The sequence below is a fragment of the Collinsella sp. AM44-11 genome (assembly GCF_003467145.1).
Taxonomy (GTDB): Bacteria; Actinomycetota; Coriobacteriia; order Coriobacteriales; family Coriobacteriaceae; genus Collinsella.
The window spans coordinates 131,249-146,815 of record NZ_QSFE01000004.1; the positions used below are offsets into that span (position 1 = coordinate 131,249).

At 59.7% G+C, this 15,567-nt stretch carries 12 protein-coding genes, 1 tRNA gene and 1 riboswitch; of the genes, 2 read left to right on the forward strand and 11 right to left on the reverse strand.

What is annotated here, in order from left to right; translation table 11 throughout:
* Nucleotides 1-100: 100 nt before the first annotated feature.
* The gene (asnB, locus tag DW943_RS04125) at nucleotides 101-1,981 is read right to left on the reverse strand and encodes an asparagine synthase (glutamine-hydrolyzing) (RefSeq protein WP_117862253.1); all 1,881 of its coding nucleotides are present in this window, start codon (nucleotides 1,979-1,981) and stop codon (nucleotides 101-103) included.
* Between the two features lie 187 nt (nucleotides 1,982-2,168).
* Here asnB and DW943_RS04130 point away from each other — a divergent pair.
* Nucleotides 2,169-2,244 (forward strand) — tRNA-Val (locus DW943_RS04130).
* Between the two features lie 612 nt (nucleotides 2,245-2,856).
* Here the strand turns inward: DW943_RS04130 and DW943_RS04135 are convergent.
* The 9 genes from DW943_RS04135 to DW943_RS04175 form a co-directional block, all read right to left on the reverse strand.
* Nucleotides 2,857-4,140 (reverse strand): aminotransferase class III-fold pyridoxal phosphate-dependent enzyme, encoded by a 1,284-nt coding sequence (locus tag DW943_RS04135; protein WP_117635956.1) that lies wholly within the window; start codon nucleotides 4,138-4,140, stop codon nucleotides 2,857-2,859.
* 69 nt (nucleotides 4,141-4,209) lie between these two features.
* On the reverse strand, nucleotides 4,210-5,190 hold the full coding sequence (gene argB / locus DW943_RS04140; RefSeq protein WP_089572540.1) for an acetylglutamate kinase: 981 nt from the start codon (nucleotides 5,188-5,190) through the stop codon (nucleotides 4,210-4,212).
* An 81-nt stretch (nucleotides 5,191-5,271) separates the two neighbouring features.
* Nucleotides 5,272-6,540, reverse strand: a complete 1,269-nt coding sequence (gene argJ, locus DW943_RS04145) for a bifunctional glutamate N-acetyltransferase/amino-acid acetyltransferase ArgJ (protein ID WP_199572774.1) — start codon at nucleotides 6,538-6,540, stop codon at nucleotides 5,272-5,274.
* 134 nt (nucleotides 6,541-6,674) lie between these two features.
* On the reverse strand, nucleotides 6,675-7,745 hold the full coding sequence (gene argC, locus DW943_RS04150; protein ID WP_117862255.1) for an N-acetyl-gamma-glutamyl-phosphate reductase: 1,071 nt from the start codon (nucleotides 7,743-7,745) through the stop codon (nucleotides 6,675-6,677).
* 265 nt (nucleotides 7,746-8,010) lie between these two features.
* Nucleotides 8,011-8,421, reverse strand: coding sequence for a pyridoxamine 5'-phosphate oxidase family protein (locus DW943_RS04155; protein ID WP_117862256.1), 411 nt, complete (start codon nucleotides 8,419-8,421; stop codon nucleotides 8,011-8,013).
* Nucleotides 8,422-8,582: 161 nt separating this feature from the next.
* Nucleotides 8,583-9,029: a pyridoxamine 5'-phosphate oxidase family protein gene (locus tag DW943_RS04160; RefSeq protein WP_117862257.1), complete on the reverse strand. Its 447-nt coding sequence runs from the start codon at nucleotides 9,027-9,029 to the stop codon at nucleotides 8,583-8,585.
* Between the two features lie 30 nt (nucleotides 9,030-9,059).
* A complete protein-coding gene (locus tag DW943_RS04165) occupies nucleotides 9,060-9,860 on the reverse strand; it encodes an energy-coupling factor transporter transmembrane protein EcfT (RefSeq protein WP_117862258.1) in 801 nt (266 codons plus the stop codon).
* Nucleotides 9,860-11,764 carry an energy-coupling factor transporter ATPase gene (locus DW943_RS04170; protein WP_117862259.1) on the reverse strand — a complete coding sequence of 635 codons (1,905 nt, stop codon included), beginning with the start codon at nucleotides 11,762-11,764 and terminating at the stop codon, nucleotides 9,860-9,862. Before DW943_RS04170 ends, DW943_RS04165 begins: the two co-directional genes overlap by 1 nt.
* Complete coding sequence (locus DW943_RS04175; protein ID WP_117862260.1) at nucleotides 11,761-12,351, reverse strand: ECF transporter S component; 591 nt, start codon at nucleotides 12,349-12,351, stop codon at nucleotides 11,761-11,763. The genes DW943_RS04170 and DW943_RS04175 overlap by 4 nt, the downstream gene beginning before the upstream one ends.
* Before the next feature lie 5 nt (nucleotides 12,352-12,356).
* Nucleotides 12,357-12,549, reverse strand: a riboswitch (FMN riboswitch).
* A 379-nt stretch (nucleotides 12,550-12,928) separates the two neighbouring features.
* Here DW943_RS04175 and DW943_RS04180 point away from each other — a divergent pair.
* Entirely contained in the window at nucleotides 12,929-13,624 is a 696-nt protein-coding gene (locus tag DW943_RS04180; RefSeq protein ID WP_117862261.1) for an NYN domain-containing protein, read from the forward strand.
* 299 nt (nucleotides 13,625-13,923) lie between these two features.
* Here the strand turns inward: DW943_RS04180 and groL are convergent, their stop codons facing one another.
* Nucleotides 13,924-15,561, reverse strand: coding sequence for a chaperonin GroEL (gene groL, locus DW943_RS04185; protein ID WP_117862262.1), 1,638 nt, complete (start codon nucleotides 15,559-15,561; stop codon nucleotides 13,924-13,926).
* Nucleotides 15,562-15,567: the final 6 nt, after the last annotated feature.

Genomic DNA, 15,567 nt, shown 5'->3' on the forward strand with positions numbered 1-15,567 from the left:
TCAGCCATTTGGCAGGGACGGTTTTTATAGTAACTGAAACGCACCCACGCAAAAACGGCTCCCGGAGGAGCCGTTACGCGCAGGCGTTCGTAAGCCGAGGCTAGGCAGCCTGAACAGCGGGCTGGTCCTCGTCGATAAAGAAGCGCTTGTACCACACCAGGAACACGAGCGGCGTATAGATCTTGCGCTGGAAATCGCCCTTGCCCGCAAAGTGCAGATCGAGCAGGTGCATGAGCTCGTCGGTATCGAAGAACTCGCTTGCCCACGGCGCGGTGAAGTACTCCTTGACATAGTCGTACCACTTTTGCTCGCGCAGCCAGTAGACAATCGGCACCGGGAAGCCCACCTTGGGACGGGTGGCCCACTCATCGGGCAGCGACTTGTTGGCAGCGTGGCGGAGTACCTGTTTGTTGCCGTTCTCGTTGATGCGGTAGCGGTCGGGAATGCGCTCGGCGAACTCCATGACTTTGCGGTCCAGGAAGGGCACGCGCAGCTCCAGCGAGTGCGCCATGCACATCTTGTCGGCCTTGAGCAGAATGTCGCCCGGGAGCCACATGTTCATGTCCAGGTACTGCTTCTTGACCAGCTCGGGCTGACCTTTCACGCGCGCATAGATGGGAGCGGCAAGCTCGAAGGCGCCATCGCCGGTGTTGTACTCGGGCTTGAGCACGCCGTCGACCTCGCGCTCCGGCCATACCAGAGCCTGTCCCAGGAACGACTTCTCGGGGATCTCGGCACCCTTGACCAGGAAGTTATGTCCCTTGAAGTACGGCATATGCAGCGCCAGGTTACCGAGCGCGCGACGAATGGGCAGCGGCACCATCTTTTTGTATTTGCGGACCGGGACCGTGTCCTCGTAGTAGGCGTAGCCGCCAAAGAGCTCGTCGGCGCCTTCGCCCGAAAGCACGACGGTGACGTCCTTGCGGGCCATCTCGGCCAAGAACCACAGCGGCACGGAAGACAGGTTGGACTGCGGCTCGTCCATGTGATACTGGATGTCCTCGAGCGCACCGAAGAACTCGTCGGCGGTTATCATCTTGCGGACATTCTCGACGCCGAGCTTGTCAGAAAGTTCCTTGGCGTAGTTGGTCTCGTTGAAGTTCTTGTAGTCAAAGCCCACCGAGAAGGTCTTGTCGGGCATGAGGCAAGCGGCGATGTAGCTGGAGTCGACGCCGCCGGAGAGGAACGACGCGACCTTAACGTCGGCGATGCGATGGGCCTCGACGCTCTCGTGCACGACCTCATCCAGCTCGTCGACGTACTCCTCGAACGGCTTCTCGACGGCAGAGTAATCGCAATCCCAGTAGCGCTCGATGTTCATCTTGCCGGTCGGGATGTCTACGGTAAAGTAATGCGCCGGCGGCAGCTTGTAGACACCCTCGAAGAAGGTCTCCTCGGTTGCCGAATACTGCAGCGTCATGTACGGACGCAGGGCCTTTTTGTTGACCGCCTTGTGGAAGTGCGGGTAGTCCAGGAAGCTCTTGATTTCGGAGCCAAAGAGCACGCCCGGCGCGCCGTCGCCCGCATCGGCCATGGGATAGTAGTAGAGCGGCTTGATGCCAAAGATGTCGCGGGCGCCAAAAAGCTTGTTCTTCTTCTTGTCCCAGATGACGAAGGCGTACATGCCGCGCAGGCGATCAAGTACTGCCTCGCCCCACTCCTCATAGCCGTGCAGGAGGCTCTCGGTGTCGGCGCCGCAGTGGAACTTATAGCCCTTGGCCTCGAGCTCGGAACGGAGTTCTTGGAAGTTGTAGATCTCGCCGTTGAAGACGATAACGACGCTGCCGTCCTCATTGGCCATGGGCTGAGCGCCGGCCTCGGTCAGGTCGAGGATCGACAAGCGGCGGAAGCCCAGGGCAACGCGGCCGTCGATAAACTGACCGCCCATGTCGGGACCGCGATGGACGATGCGGTCCATCATCTTGGTGAGCACCTCGGATTGGTTATCCGTCCCACCGACAAAACCGACAAAACCGCACATATACTATCCCCTCTGCTGTTGCTGGGCATCAAATCGAATCAGTAGCTTTTGAGTATACCCGAGGGCGTAAAGAGGGGCGGAATGTTCAGGCAATCTCAACTGAATCAGCTCCGCTGTGACACGCGACGGTTACCTTTAATGGATATGAGATGAATGAGGCGATTGTTTTGCTATACTCTCTCCGCACGGGCGATTGGCGCAACGGTTAGCGCAGGTGCTTTACACGCACAAGGCTGGGGGTTCGAATCCCTCATCGCCCACCACTGATTTGATAGGCTCCCAGCTATGGGGGCCTTTCATTTTTGGGCCCATCGCAGAGGGATTCGAACCCGAAAGGGTGCGGAGCTGAGGAAACGCGAAGCGTTTTCCAGCGCAGCACGCGAGGGCCGTAGGCCCGAAGCGAGAGCGGACGGCGTCAGCCGCACGCGACATCCCTCATCGCCCACCACTGAATTGTTAGGCCCCCAGCGATGGAGGCCTTTCCTTTTTTCAGGCCCAGCGCATGGGATTCGAACCCACCAGCACGTCTGTCACAAAGGCCGTGGCCAGAAAATGGCAAAAATGAGTACTGCTACCTTGCTTACAACATATCAAAAGATAGTATTTGCTTAAGTTACGCAACATATGTCCATTATAAGGACTAACAATTGGATCAAAATCGTACATTCATCGCCATTTCGACTAGCTATCTGGCCTTATTAGTCCAAAATTGCTGCTACCAAATCGATAACAGTACTCATATTTGATGTTTTTTGACCAGCAGGTCTCCCCGCCTTAGCAAATCTAAGGCAAAACGGGCTCCAGACCGCTGAATCATGCCACATAGGGCACGTCCGCAGTCCGGAACCCGGTCAAAGTTAAGTTATTTCGCTGTGTTAGGCCAAAACGTCCGACAGGATCTCGATCAGACTGTCCACGTCGGATTCCTCGCAGACGAGCGGCGGCAGGAAACGCAGCGTATGAGCACCTGTAGCGTTAATCACGGCACCGGCGGCCAGCGCGCGGGCAACAATATCATGCGCGTCGCCCGCGGCATCATCCAAATCACAGCCGAGCATCAAGCCGCGGCCACGCACCTCGGTCACGTTCGGCAGCTTGGCGAGCTTTGCCTCCATATAGGCGCCTACCTTGGCAGCATGGTCGGCATAATCGCCGCGCACGAGCGCGGAGAGCGTCGCGGCGCACGCCGCGACAGCCAAGCAGCTACCGCCAAAGGTCGAGCCGTGGTCGCCCGGCTTAAACACGTCGGCAATCTCCTTCTTTGCTACGACGGCACCCATGGGCACGCCATCGGCAATGCCCTTGGCAAGGCTCATGATGTCGGGTTCCACGCCATAGGTTTGGAATGCAAACGGCTTGCCGGAGCGGAAGATGCCGCACTGGACCTCGTCGGCTATAAGCACGGCGCCCACTTCGTGTGCCAGGTCGCGCGCTGCCGCCATAAACTCCTCGGTCATGGGGTGCACACCGCTCTCGCCCTGAATCGGCTCGAGCATCACGGCGCAAATTTCGCTCCCCAGCTGCTTAAAGATCGCACGCAGTTCATTGATATCGTTGGGCGTACAGGCCACAAAGCCACCCGGCAGCGGGCGGAAACTATCCTGCAGCCAATCCTGCATGGTGGCGGCAATGGTCTCGAGCGTACGGCCGTGGAAGCCGCCGCGCATGCACACGATAGTGTTGCCGCCGTTACCGGCACGCTTGGCGTACAGGCGCGCAAGCTTCATCGAGCCCTCATTGGCCTCGGCGCCGGAGTTGGCAAAGAAGGTCTCCCAAACCTGCTCATCCGCAGCCGGGGCACCAAGAGCAGCTGCCGTGGTCTCATCGCCGGCGGCAATGGCATCGGCAAGCACGCGTGCACCATCTAAGTCGTCGTTGGCAAGCTTGGACAGCAGCGCCGCGACCTGTCCACGCTGCTCGATGTAGAAGTAATTGGAGACATGCATGAGCTTTTTGGTCTGTGCCTCGAGCGCCGAGAGCACAGCCGGGTCGCCATGACCTAGGCTGCACACGCCGATGCCGGCAAGAAAGTCGAGGTACTCACGACCATCGTCGCCGGTGAGCTTCATGCCGTGACCCTCGACAAACTCGACCGGAGAGCGGCCAAAGGTATGCATAACGTAATGGGATTCAAGCGATTGCTGAGCTGCAAGTGACATGGGATGCCTTTCGTTGAGCGCCGGACGGCGCAGGCCTATGGGTGCAGAAATGGGGCGGCTGCGGGTCAGTTAGACTGTCTGAAGCTTCTCGACCTCGTCGAGGTTCTCGGTCAGACGCGCAGCAAACGTCGAAAGCGGATGCGGATGCGTATCGAACTCGTAAGCCGTCTCGGTGGAATGGATCACGGTGCCGACGCCGGCATCGGTCAGCAGCTCCAGCAGCAGCGAATGCGGCGTGGTGCCGTTGATGATGTGAGCGCGAAATACGCCGCCGGCAAGCGCATCGACGGCCGCACGCAGCTTGGGAATCATGCCCTTATCGACCTCGCCGCCGTAGAGCATTTCGTTAACCTCGTCGAGCGTTAGGTTGGAGATGAGTGAGTCTTTATCGCTAAAGTCCTTGTACAGGCCGTCGACGTCGGTCAAAAAGATCGCCTTATGCGCATGCAGCGCCGCCGCAACGGCACCGGCGGCGGTATCGGCGTTGATGTTGAAGAAACCGCCGTCCTCCCCCGCCGCGACGGTAGCGATGACGGGGATGTACTCGCTATCGAGCAGGCGCTCGATATAGTCGGTGTTGACGTGCGTGACCTTGCCTACGCGGCCGAGTTCGGGGTCGAGCGGCTCGGCGATGAGCGTACCGGCATCGCTGCCCGAAACGCCCACGGCCAGGTTGCCGTGATGGTTGAGCGCCGCGACCAGCTCCTGGTTGACCTTGCCGCCCAGCACCTCGCGCACGATATCCATGGTCGCCGGCGTGGTCACGCGCTGGCCGTTCATAAACTCGACGGGGATGTCGTAGTGGCTAAGCGCCTCGTTGATGGCCTTGCCGCCACCGTGCACGATAACAGGGCGCATGCCGATGATCTTGAGCAGGACGATGTCGCTCATCACGTCGCGGCGCAGCTGCTCATCAACCATGGCGGCTCCGCCATATTTGATAACAACCGTCTTGCCGGTCAGGTTCTTAATCCACGGCAGCGCTTCGAACAGCAGCTGCGCGGTTGCTTCGTTGGATTCACTCGAACGACAATCGCGTGCGAATTTCATAATCTGCCTCGTCTTTCGTATCGTTATCGCGCCGTGCTCCGCTGTCCGCAATCGCGGCAAGATGCGCAGCGTGCCTGGAATCTAGGAACGGTAGTCGCCGTTGATGGAGATGTACTCATGCGTGAGGTCGCAGGTCCACACGGTCGTTGCCGCGTCGCCTGCGCCCAGGTCGGCCGAGATCACGATCTCGGGCGCCTCAAAACGTCGTAGAGCCTCGTCCTCGTCAAAGGGAACAGTCAGACCGTCGCGACAGACAGGCATGCCCATCATGTCGATGGAAACGTCTTCCTGATTAAACTTCACGCCGCACTTGCCAAGCGCCATAGCAACGCGGCCCCAGTTGCAGTCGTGGCCGGCGATGCAGGTCTTAACGAGCGGCGAGTTGGCAACGGCACGGGCGGCGATATCGGCCTCCTCGTCGTTAGCGGCGCCGGTAACGTTGACCGTAACAAGCTTGGATGCGCCCTCACCATCGGCGGCGATATTGCGCGCCAGGCTCTCGCACACCTCGTGCACGGCAAATGCCAACTCGTCAAAGGCATTGGAGCCCTCGACGATCGGCTCGGCATCTGCGGCAGCGGCGCCGGAGGCAAGCATGATGCAGGTGTCGTTGGTCGAGGTGTCGGAATCGACCGTTACCTTGTTAAAGGTCTGCTTGACGGTCGAGAGCAGCAGGGCATGAAGTGCCGCAGGCTCGACGGGAGCATCGGTGGTGATAACTGCGATCATGGTGGCCATGTTGGGCATGATCATACCCGAGCCCTTGCACATTCCGCCTACCGTATAGACATTGCCCGCATGACCCGCAGCCTCACTGACGTAGGACACGGCGTACTCCTTGGAGTGCGTGTCGGTCGTCATGATGGCGCGAGCGGCATCGGCGCCACCGTGGGCGGAGAGCGCCTCGTAGGCAGCAGGAATGGCGGTCTCAAACGTGTCGATCGGCAGAATCTGGCCAATTACACCCGTGGAGGCAACCAGAATCTGCTGAGGCTCGCAGCCGATGACCTGCGATGCGATGCTGCACGTCTCGCGCGCGCATGCAAGGCCGGTCTCACCCGTGGCGGCGTTGGCATTGCCAGAGTTGACCGAAATGCCGGCGATGATACCGTACCCCTTGTCGGTACCGCCCAGGTTGGCACGGCTCACCTGCACGGGCGCCGCGCAAAAGCGATTGGTGGTAAACACGCCAGCACCGGGACAGGGTTTATCGGGCACGACGAGCGCGTAATCCAGACGCTCGGGGTTCTTGCGGAACCCAGCGTGGATGCCTGCAGCCTTAAAACCAGCCGCAGCCGTAACGCCACCCTCGACGGCGCGAATCTTGATATCAAACAGCTCGGTATTCATCGTCTTTATGACTCCTTATGTCAAACAAAAAATGGGCATCGGTTGGTGCGCCCTGCCAGCCACAATCATGAGACCAGCTTAAGAGTGGCGCCCCACCCGATGCCCGACTACCAAATCGTTAACAATCGAATGTGCTACACCGGGCACGCCACTGTGGGCAAGCCTCGTCGCTCGTCAAAACCAAAGACAATGTTGGCGCACTGGACCGCCTGGCCTGCTGCACCCTTGCACAGATTGTCGATGGCGCCCGTAGCCACCAGAACGCCCGCGCGCTTGTTGAGCGCGAGACCGATCTGGGCGGCGTTGGTGCCGACGACCGAAGCCGTCTTGGGCTGCTGGTCGGCATCGAGTATGCGCACGAAGGTGCGACCGGCGTAGAACTGCTGGTAATGGTCGACAACGTCCTCAAGAGTCAAGGTTTCGATAGCCTGCGGCGTAAGCGGCATCGTCACCGTAGAGAGCAGACCGCGCTTGAGCGGTGCCAGGTGCGGGGTAAAGACGACACGATCGGTTAGGCCCAAGATCTGCTCGATTTCGGGCGTGTGACGATGCTTGCCCACGCCATAGGCCTCCAGGTTTTCATCCGCGCTGCAAAAATGCGTACGGGCGTTGCAGGACTTACCGGCACCCGTTACACCGCTGATAGCGTCAACGATCACGGGGCCGCTCTGGGCAACCCAGCCGGCGCGTACGGCAGGTGCGGCGGCAAGGCTCGTTGCGGTGGGATAGCAACCGGCGCAGGCGACCAGTACGGGCTTGCCGTCGGCGTGGTCGGATGCGGCGGTCTCCAAATCCTGGCAGAACAGCTCGGGCAGGCCGAAAGCGCGGGTCTTGAGCAGCTCGGGGCTCGTGTGCTCGGCGGCATACCAGGCCTCAAAGGTGGCCGGATCGCTCAGGCGATAGTCGGCCGAGAGGTCAATGCAGGAGACGCCCGCGGCAAGCAGGGCGGGCACCTGTGCCATGGCAGCCGTGTGCGGCACGGCCAAAAAGACCGCGTCGCAGTTCTTGAGCTCGGGGGCGTCATGCGTCGTGAAGACAAGATCGCTTACGCCGGCGAAGCTCGGGTACACCGCAGACAACGGCTGGCCGGCATCGGCGTTGGACGTAATGGCAGCAAGTTCAAACTCGGGATGACCGAGGACGAGGCGAATAAGCTCGGCGCCGGCATATCCAGCCGCACCGACGATTCCAACCTTTAAAGACATATCAGACTCCTTGTCTGCAGTTATGCACCAATGCGCATCCCGCAGCCGCCGTTATGAAGTGAGTTGAAACTTTAGCACCAAAAGATGCATATATACGCAAATCTTTTGCATATTCATGCATTGAAACAGTCCCGACACATTCACTCGAAGGAATTGACAAATAAATGCGGGCCCCATATTGCCCAGTGCGCCTTACGGTGACGTTGCAATGTGGGGCCCGCGACATGCGAGAATTTAAATTGTCGAAGCTTGCTGAGAGACTCGTTTAGAGTTCGACCGGCACCCATTCGTCATGGTTGCAGATAAAGGCCTCGGGTTCCTCCACGCTAAAGAAGACGAGCGTGGGATCGCCTGGGCTCTCATAATGCTCGCCTAGGCGCTCCAGGTGCTTCCAGCCCGCCTCGCGCATATCGGGAGCGGCCCGGTCATCCAGACCCGCATGCCCGCGCAAGATGAGCCAGCCATGGCCCGGCCACCAACTCGTGGCCTCAAAGCGTTGATTTTGCAGCAGCTCTTGCCACACGTCTTTGGTGCGCGCCGTTACAAACCACAGCTTGCCGTCCTGGATCTGCGCAAACGAAAACGGACGCACATGCGGCTGCCCATCCACGCTTGTCGCCAAATACCATGCCGGCACCGACGTCAGATACTCCAACACCGTATTCAATCCGTCCATGCGTCCTCCTGACGCTCGCTAATTTGGAATGGGCAGTTAATTTGGGACGGGGCTATTTTAGCTACCCCTTAACTGCCAATGAATTATTTGGACCAGGATAATTGTCAGCTGGCATATGGGGGTAGCTAAAATAGCCCCGTCCCAAATTAGCTACCCTAGGGTTAAAGCTCCAGGCGCTCCTCGCTGCCGTCGATATCACAGAAGCGGGCGACGATATTGCGCACCGAGAAAAACGCAAGGCGACCGTCATTGGCGCTCTCGTGTTCCTCGCCGATGCCCAGCATATGCTTAAAACCTGCCTCGCGCACCCGGTCGCTCACGACCATGTCGTCCTCGAGCGCGGCCTCGCCGGTCAGCACAATCCAACACTCCCCCGGTTTCCAACCCGAAACCTCAAACTTGGGGTTCGCGCTGAGCTCGGCCCACACGTCCTTATCGCGCGAGGTGCAAAACCACAGTTTGCCATTATCGACCATGGCAAACGAGAACGGCCTCACGCGCGGCTGATGCCCGTCCGTCACGTCGATCGTGGCGAGATACCACGCCGGAATGCGCCTGAGATACGAACAGGCGCGCTCGATCTGCGCCGTGCGGTCGTTGTCGGTCATAGGGACCCCTTTCCTGCGCTCGAATCGCGCCTAAACAAGTTGAAGATTGATGACGATGACGCAGATGAGCAGCAACGCCGTCACCACCGCCGCCAACGCATCGCCGCGGCCAAAAGCAAGCGCATGCAGACGTGTGCGGCCCTGCTCGCCATGATAGCAACGGGCATCCATGGCGGCCGAAAGCGTTTCGGCATGACGGAACACGCCCGTGAACAGCGGAATCGCCACGCTGCCGAGCATACGCACGCCGCCGAGCGGGCCTCCCGTCACGCGCGCACCGCGGCTCGCCTGCGCATCGGCCGTCTGCTTCATCTCGGTGGCAAACTGCGGCATAAAGCGCAGCGCGATACCCATGATCATGCCGAGCTCGTGCGCAGGAAGTCCCACACGCGCAAACGGCACGAGCAGGCGCTCAAAGCCCGCGGTGAGGTCGAGCGTCGGTGTGGTGAGCGTAATGGCGCTCATGCCGGCCATCATCAAGGTCAGGCGGCACGCCATAAAGGCGGCGGAATGCAGCGAGTCCTCGCTTATCTGCAAAAAGCCGAGCTGCCACAGAATGCGCCCGCTCTGGTCGGAAAACAGGTTGAGCACTGCGACCACCGCGACGATTGCCAGCAGCGGCGCCATCGATGACAGGACGCGACGAACCGGCACCCGGGACACGGTATAGATCATGACAACGAAGATTGCGACCGGGACCAGTCCGCGGAAGCTGCTGACCGTGAGCGTCGTGATCAGAAACACAAAGCCCAAGAGCAACTTAGTTCGCGGGTCCAGGCGGTGGATTGCACTATCGCCGGGATAGTAGCTGCCAAACGAAAACGCCTCCATTAGCAGCCCTCCTCTCGCGCGACCGTCTTGGGTGTAGCAATGTCCGCGACGTTAGAAGGGCCGTCCGAGCGACCGATTAGCAGGTCCACCAACTCGTCTGCCAGCGACTCAACCGTATAGAGGCCGTCAAAGCGCAGCGGCACGCCTGCCTTCGCAAGTGCCAGAGCCATGCGCTGGGCAGCGGGAACACCCAAGCCGATTGATTTAAGCTCATCGGCATGCGCAAACACCTGCGCGGGGGCTCCCTCGGCAAACACCGCACCTTCGTTCATCACGACAATACGGTCGCAGCAATTGGCCAGGTCATCCATACTGTGTGAGACCATGACGACGGTCAGGCCCCCATGGTGAAGTCGATCGATGAGCTCCAGGAAACCACTGCGCGCCGCCGGATCGAGCCCAGCCATGGGCTCATCGAGTACCAGGACCTCGGGCTCCATGGCAAGCACGCCAGCAAACGCCACGCGCCGCTGCTGCCCGCCCGAGAGCTCAAAGGGGCTCTTGTCGCCCACCGTGGCCAGGTCGAGGCCCACGCGCGCGAGCGATGACTCAACGCGGCGGGCAACCTCGGTCTGCGACAAGCCAAGGTTATGCGGTCCAAATGCCACGTCCTGTGCCACGGTCTCGGCAAACAGCTGACGCTCTGGATACTGAAACACCACGCCGACCTTTGCCTTAACCGCGGCGGCATCTTTCTTGTTTACCAGGTCGAGCCCCAACGCGTAAACGGAACCCTCCTGGGGACGAATCAGGCCGTTGAGATGCTGAACCAGCGTCGACTTACCCGAACCGGTATGGCCCGCAAGACCCAGGAACTCGCCACGACGCACCGTTAGCGACACATCGCGCAACGCCCAGGGGCTGCTGGGGTCGTTGCCCCAAAGGGCCCGTTTGTTCGATGCGCCCTCGGCGGCTGAGCGCTTGTGCCAACGGCGACGCTCGCGGGCGCTCAGTGCATAGCTATACGAAAGGTGCGAAATCTCGATGACGGGCTCCAGCGCGTCTGCGCCATCGATTGCAGAGGAGACGTTGTCGGGAATACGAGGATCGGATGCGAGAGGCCGCCCGGCGATGCCTGTCCTACTCCGCTCGGCATAAGCCTGCGCTATATCGGCGACCATATCCGCCTCGCGCACCTGTGCGCAAATGGGCACGCCCTTCGCGCGAAGCGCCCTGCCAAGACAGCACGATGCCGGCATATCCAAGTTCAGCCGCGCGAGTTCGTCCGCCCGCGTCAAGATCTCCTCGGGCGTACCGAGCATGGCAACGCGACCTGCTTGGAAGACAGCAACGCGATCGGCCTCAGCGGCCTCTTCCATAAAGTGCGTAATCATCACGATGGTCATGCCGCGTTCGTGCAGCGCGTGACAGGCCTCCATAAGGCCCTTGCGCCCGCGCGGATCGAGCATCGAGGACGCCTCGTCCAAAATGAGCACGCGCGGCTCCATGGCGAGCACGCCGGCAAGCGCCACGCGCTGCTTTTGTCCGCCCGAGAGAGCGTGGGTCTCGTGTCGCTCAAAGCCCACCAGACCCACGGCCTTCAGCGCCTCGCGCACACGCTGTGCGATCTGGGCCGATTCGACCCCTAAGTTCTCGGGACCAAACGCAACATCGTCCTCGACAAGCGTCGCCACAAGCTGATCGTCGGGATTCTGGAACACCATGCCCGCAGTCGAGCGGATGTCGTAGACCAGCTCGGGATCGGACGCGTCCATGCCGTTGACGCACACCGTTCCCGCATCGGGCTGCAACAGCGCGTTCAAATGCTTGGCAAACGTCGACTTGCCCGACCCGTTTCCGCCGAGGATGCAGAAAAACTCGCCATCCTCGATGTTCAGATCGATGCCATCGAGCGCCGGCGCAGCACCGTCGTAGCTAAAGGAAACGCCCCGACACTCAATCATGCGCGGCCTTTGACCTGGTCCTTCTTGGGCGTAATGAGATTAGAGACCGCCTTGTACACCGCCAGCGTCAACACCGAGTTGAGCACGGTCTTGATAAGGTTGAACGGCAGCACGGCGGGAATCATGAGCGGCAAAATCACGTCGACCGAGCCATACCAGAACCAAACGCCAATGGTCAGATTCGCGACCATAGAAAGCACCGTAGCGGCAATAACGCCCAGCGCCAGGCCAATCACGGCACCCTTGTAGGTGCGCATCTTCTGATAGACGATAGCCGCAGGCAGGATATAGCCCAGCGTGGCAACTAAATTCATAAGCGCACCGACCCAATCGCCCGTGGTAAGCGCATGGATAACGATCGCCATAGCGGCAACAGCGGTGCCGGCGCCAGGGCCATACGCAAATCCACACACCATCGCCGGCACCAGCGACGGGTCATACGTCAAAAATGGCGCCGAGGGGAGGATGGGCAGCTGCACATACATAAACAGTGCTCCCAAGGCGCACATCAACGCCATGGTAACGAGCTGTTTGGTGCTCCACCTATTCGTGTTCTCAAAATGGATATGCTGCGACTGTTCAGACATAAGATCACCTGCCTCTTTCATCCGGACTCTAACCGTTGGTACTGGGATCTCACCAGTTCAGCCGGCATGCGAACCAACGCACACACGGGTCGCGGACTCATCGGCTCGGTCGCAGGCATCTCGCCTGCGCCACGGTGTCCCTTTGGCACCGCCCGATTTACCGCCAGTGGGGAATTCCACCCCGCCCTGAAACAGCAATTGCAAGTGTAGCACCAGTAGGCGTTCGCGCAAGTATGCCAAGGGTAATTTGTGGTAGGGAAACGCTCCAGAAATACACCCGGGATAGAGCTGCGCAACAACGATGCTGCAGCACGCTAACAACTGATCGCAGGCAAGTACGAAAGATCAAGAAAGGCAGTCAACACAGAATCCCCCGAAGTGCAAGGGGCGCGATTTCACAATCTAACCCGAATTCCACCACAAATTGCTGAGTCAATGGATGTAGACTCAAGCCAGACAGAGAAATTAGGTTTTCTGCCATCTCCCTGTCCTCCGTTTTTGAAGACCTCCGACAGTGGCTCCAATCTTTAGCCGGAGTACCACAGCTCGGGGGTCAATTCATGTAGCAGGAGATATTATGACAAGAACCGCTGTCCTCATCGATGGAAATTTCTTCCTGAAACGAGCGCGCAGGCTATGGGGAGACACTTCACCCGAAAAGCGCGCATCGGAATGTCATGCCTATGCCCTGCGACACATATTCGCTAAACGAAAGATGGCGCTAGAATACGGCGACCGCTCCCTATACAGGATCTTCTTCTACAACTGTCCGCCACTGGAAAACGGCACTTTTAAGCAGCCCTGGGACGAACACAATACCGTGTTCAGCCGGAAGCATCCCTCCAATGTATGGATGTCTGATTTCCACGCAGCCCTCGGAGAGAAGAGGAAAGTAGCGATGCGCATGGGCGAACTTCGCTCAGCGAACGCGCATTACAACCTGAAACAAGAATCGCTCAAGAAGCTGCTCAAGGGTGAGTTGACAACAACCGACCTCGGGCAGGAAGATTTCACCCTCGTTGGGTTAAAGCAATCCGGTGTTGACATGAGAATCGGACTCGATGTCGCCTCGCTCGCCCATGGGAGAACTGTTGATCAAATTGTCCTCATAGCTGGCGACACAGACTTCATCCCGGTCGCAAAAACGACCAGAAGGGCAGGACTCGATTTCCTAATCGATCCGATGGGCCACCATCTGCCTAGCGAGCTCGTTCTTCAATCTGATGGCATCGAAGATATGTCGGATGAGTTCGATCCTGCCAAAGTCAGATAGCATGTAAGGGACCGTCCCGCGGGACGGTCCCTTACATAATCCTCGAGCAGGCCGTCTACCCAAGAACTTGCAAGACGCGAGTCGAGACGAGCCCGCCACTCAATAGAGCAGACAGTCGATTAAAGTCGAACAAATGAGAGATCCCGAAATAGCTGAACAATAATTCAGCACAAATAGGGCCCCTTGTCCGCGGCTCCAAAGGAGCAGAACAAGGGGCCCCAATCTAACCGAGGACGTTCCGGGGAGAAACCCCCGTCACGCCCCCGGATTCCCGGTGGGAGTTCTAGACCTTGTCGGCCTTAGTACATACCGCCGCCCTGCTGACCAGCGGTAGCAGCAGCGATAGCATCCTCAAGCTGAGTGTTTTTGGGCACATCGGAGACGGTGGCCTCGGTGATGAGAATCAGGCTGGCAACGGAAGCAGCGTTCTGCAGGGTGACGCGGCTGACCTTGACGGGGTCGAGGACGCCCATCTCGATCATGTCGCCCCACTCGCCGTTGGCAGAGTTGAGACCCTGGCCGGCGGGCAGCTCGGCAACCTTGTCGACCACGACAGCGCCCTCAAAGCCAGCGTTCTTGGCGATGGTGGCGACCGGAGCGGTCAGAGCCTTCTTGACGATGTCGACGCCGATCTTCTCCTCGGGGTCGTCGATCTCGACAGCATCGAGCGCAGGCGCAGCGTCCATGAAGGCGACGCCGCCGCCAGCGACAATGCCCTCCTCGACAGCAGCGCGGGTAGCCTGCAGGGCGTCCTCGACGCGGTGCTTGATCTCCTTGAGCTCGGACTCGGTAGCAGCGCCGACCTTGATGACGGCAACGCCACCGGAGAGCTTGGCCAGGCGCTCCTGGAGCTTCTCACGGTCGAAGTCAGAGGTGGTGTTCTCCATCTCGCCCTTGATCTGAGCGATGCGAGCGTCGATAGCTTCCTTGGAACCGGCACCACCCACGATAGTGGTGTTGTCCTTGGAGATGGTGACTGACTTGGCGGTACCGAGCATATCGGCGGTGATGTCAGCAACCTTCACGCCCAGCTCATCGAGGGCAGCCTGACCGCCGGTGAGGACGGCGATATCCTCGAGCATGCGCTTGCGGCGATCGCCGTAGCCCGGGGCCTTGACGGCGCAGACGTTGAGGGCGCCGCGTATCTTGTTGAGGACGAGGGTAGGCAGAGCCTCACCCTCGACATCCTCAGCGATAATGAGCAGGCCCTTGCCGGTGCGCTGGACAGCCTCGAGAACAGGCATGATGTCCTGGACGTTGGAGATCTTCTGGTCGGTGATGAGGATGTAGGGATCCTTCATCACGGCCTCCATGCGATCGTTGTCCGTGACGAAGTACGCCGAGACGTAACCCTTGTCGAACTGCATGCCCTCGACGGTGTCGATGGTGATATCAAAGGTCTGGGAGTCCTCGACGGTGATGACGCCGTCCTTGCCCACGACTTCCATGGCCTGGGCGATCTTCTCGCCGACCTCGGGGTCGCCGGCGGAGATGGTACCGACGGAAGCGATCTGCTCCTTGGTCTCGACCGGCTTGGCCTGCTTCTTCATCTCGGCGACGGCGGCATTAACGGCCTTGTCGATGCCGCGACGGATGGCCAGCGGGTTGGCGCCAGCGGCGACGTTGCGCAGACCGTCGTTGACGATGGCCTGGGCGAGCAGGGTTGCGGTGGTGGTGCCGTCACCCACGGTATCGTTGGTCTTGGTGGCGACCTCCTTCACCAGCTGGGCGCCCATGTTCTCGATGTTGTCCTCGAGCTCGATCTCCTTGGCGACGGAAACGCCGTCATTGGTGATGGTCGGGGCACCGAACGAGCGCTGCAGAGCGACGTAGCGGCCCTTGGGGCCCATGGTGACGGTAACGGCGTCGGCCAGAGTGTTGACGCCCTTAGCGAGCTTAGCGCGGGCATCGGTGTTGAACGTAATGTTCTTTGCCATGGTAGG

Coding starts and splice junctions, on each gene's coding strand:
- asnB (WP_117862253.1), bottom strand. CDS start 1,981: ATGTGCGGTTTTGTCGGTTTTGTCGGTGGGACGGATAACCAATCCGAG.
- DW943_RS04135 (WP_117635956.1), bottom strand. CDS start 4,140: ATGTCACTTGCAGCTCAGCAATCGCTTGAATCCCATTACGTTATGCAT.
- argB (WP_089572540.1), bottom strand. CDS start 5,190: ATGAAATTCGCACGCGATTGTCGTTCGAGTGAATCCAACGAAGCAACC.
- argJ (WP_199572774.1), bottom strand. CDS start 6,540: ATGAATACCGAGCTGTTTGATATCAAGATTCGCGCCGTCGAGGGTGGC.
- argC (WP_117862255.1), bottom strand. CDS start 7,745: ATGTCTTTAAAGGTTGGAATCGTCGGTGCGGCTGGATATGCCGGCGCC.
- DW943_RS04155 (WP_117862256.1), bottom strand. CDS start 8,421: ATGGACGGATTGAATACGGTGTTGGAGTATCTGACGTCGGTGCCGGCA.
- DW943_RS04160 (WP_117862257.1), bottom strand. CDS start 9,029: ATGACCGACAACGACCGCACGGCGCAGATCGAGCGCGCCTGTTCGTAT.
- DW943_RS04165 (WP_117862258.1), bottom strand. CDS start 9,860: ATGGAGGCGTTTTCGTTTGGCAGCTACTATCCCGGCGATAGTGCAATC.
- DW943_RS04170 (WP_117862259.1), bottom strand. CDS start 11,764: ATGATTGAGTGTCGGGGCGTTTCCTTTAGCTACGACGGTGCTGCGCCG.
- DW943_RS04175 (WP_117862260.1), bottom strand. CDS start 12,351: ATGTCTGAACAGTCGCAGCATATCCATTTTGAGAACACGAATAGGTGG.
- DW943_RS04180 (WP_117862261.1), top strand. CDS start 12,929: ATGACAAGAACCGCTGTCCTCATCGATGGAAATTTCTTCCTGAAACGA.
- groL (WP_117862262.1), bottom strand. CDS start 15,561: ATGGCAAAGAACATTACGTTCAACACCGATGCCCGCGCTAAGCTCGCT.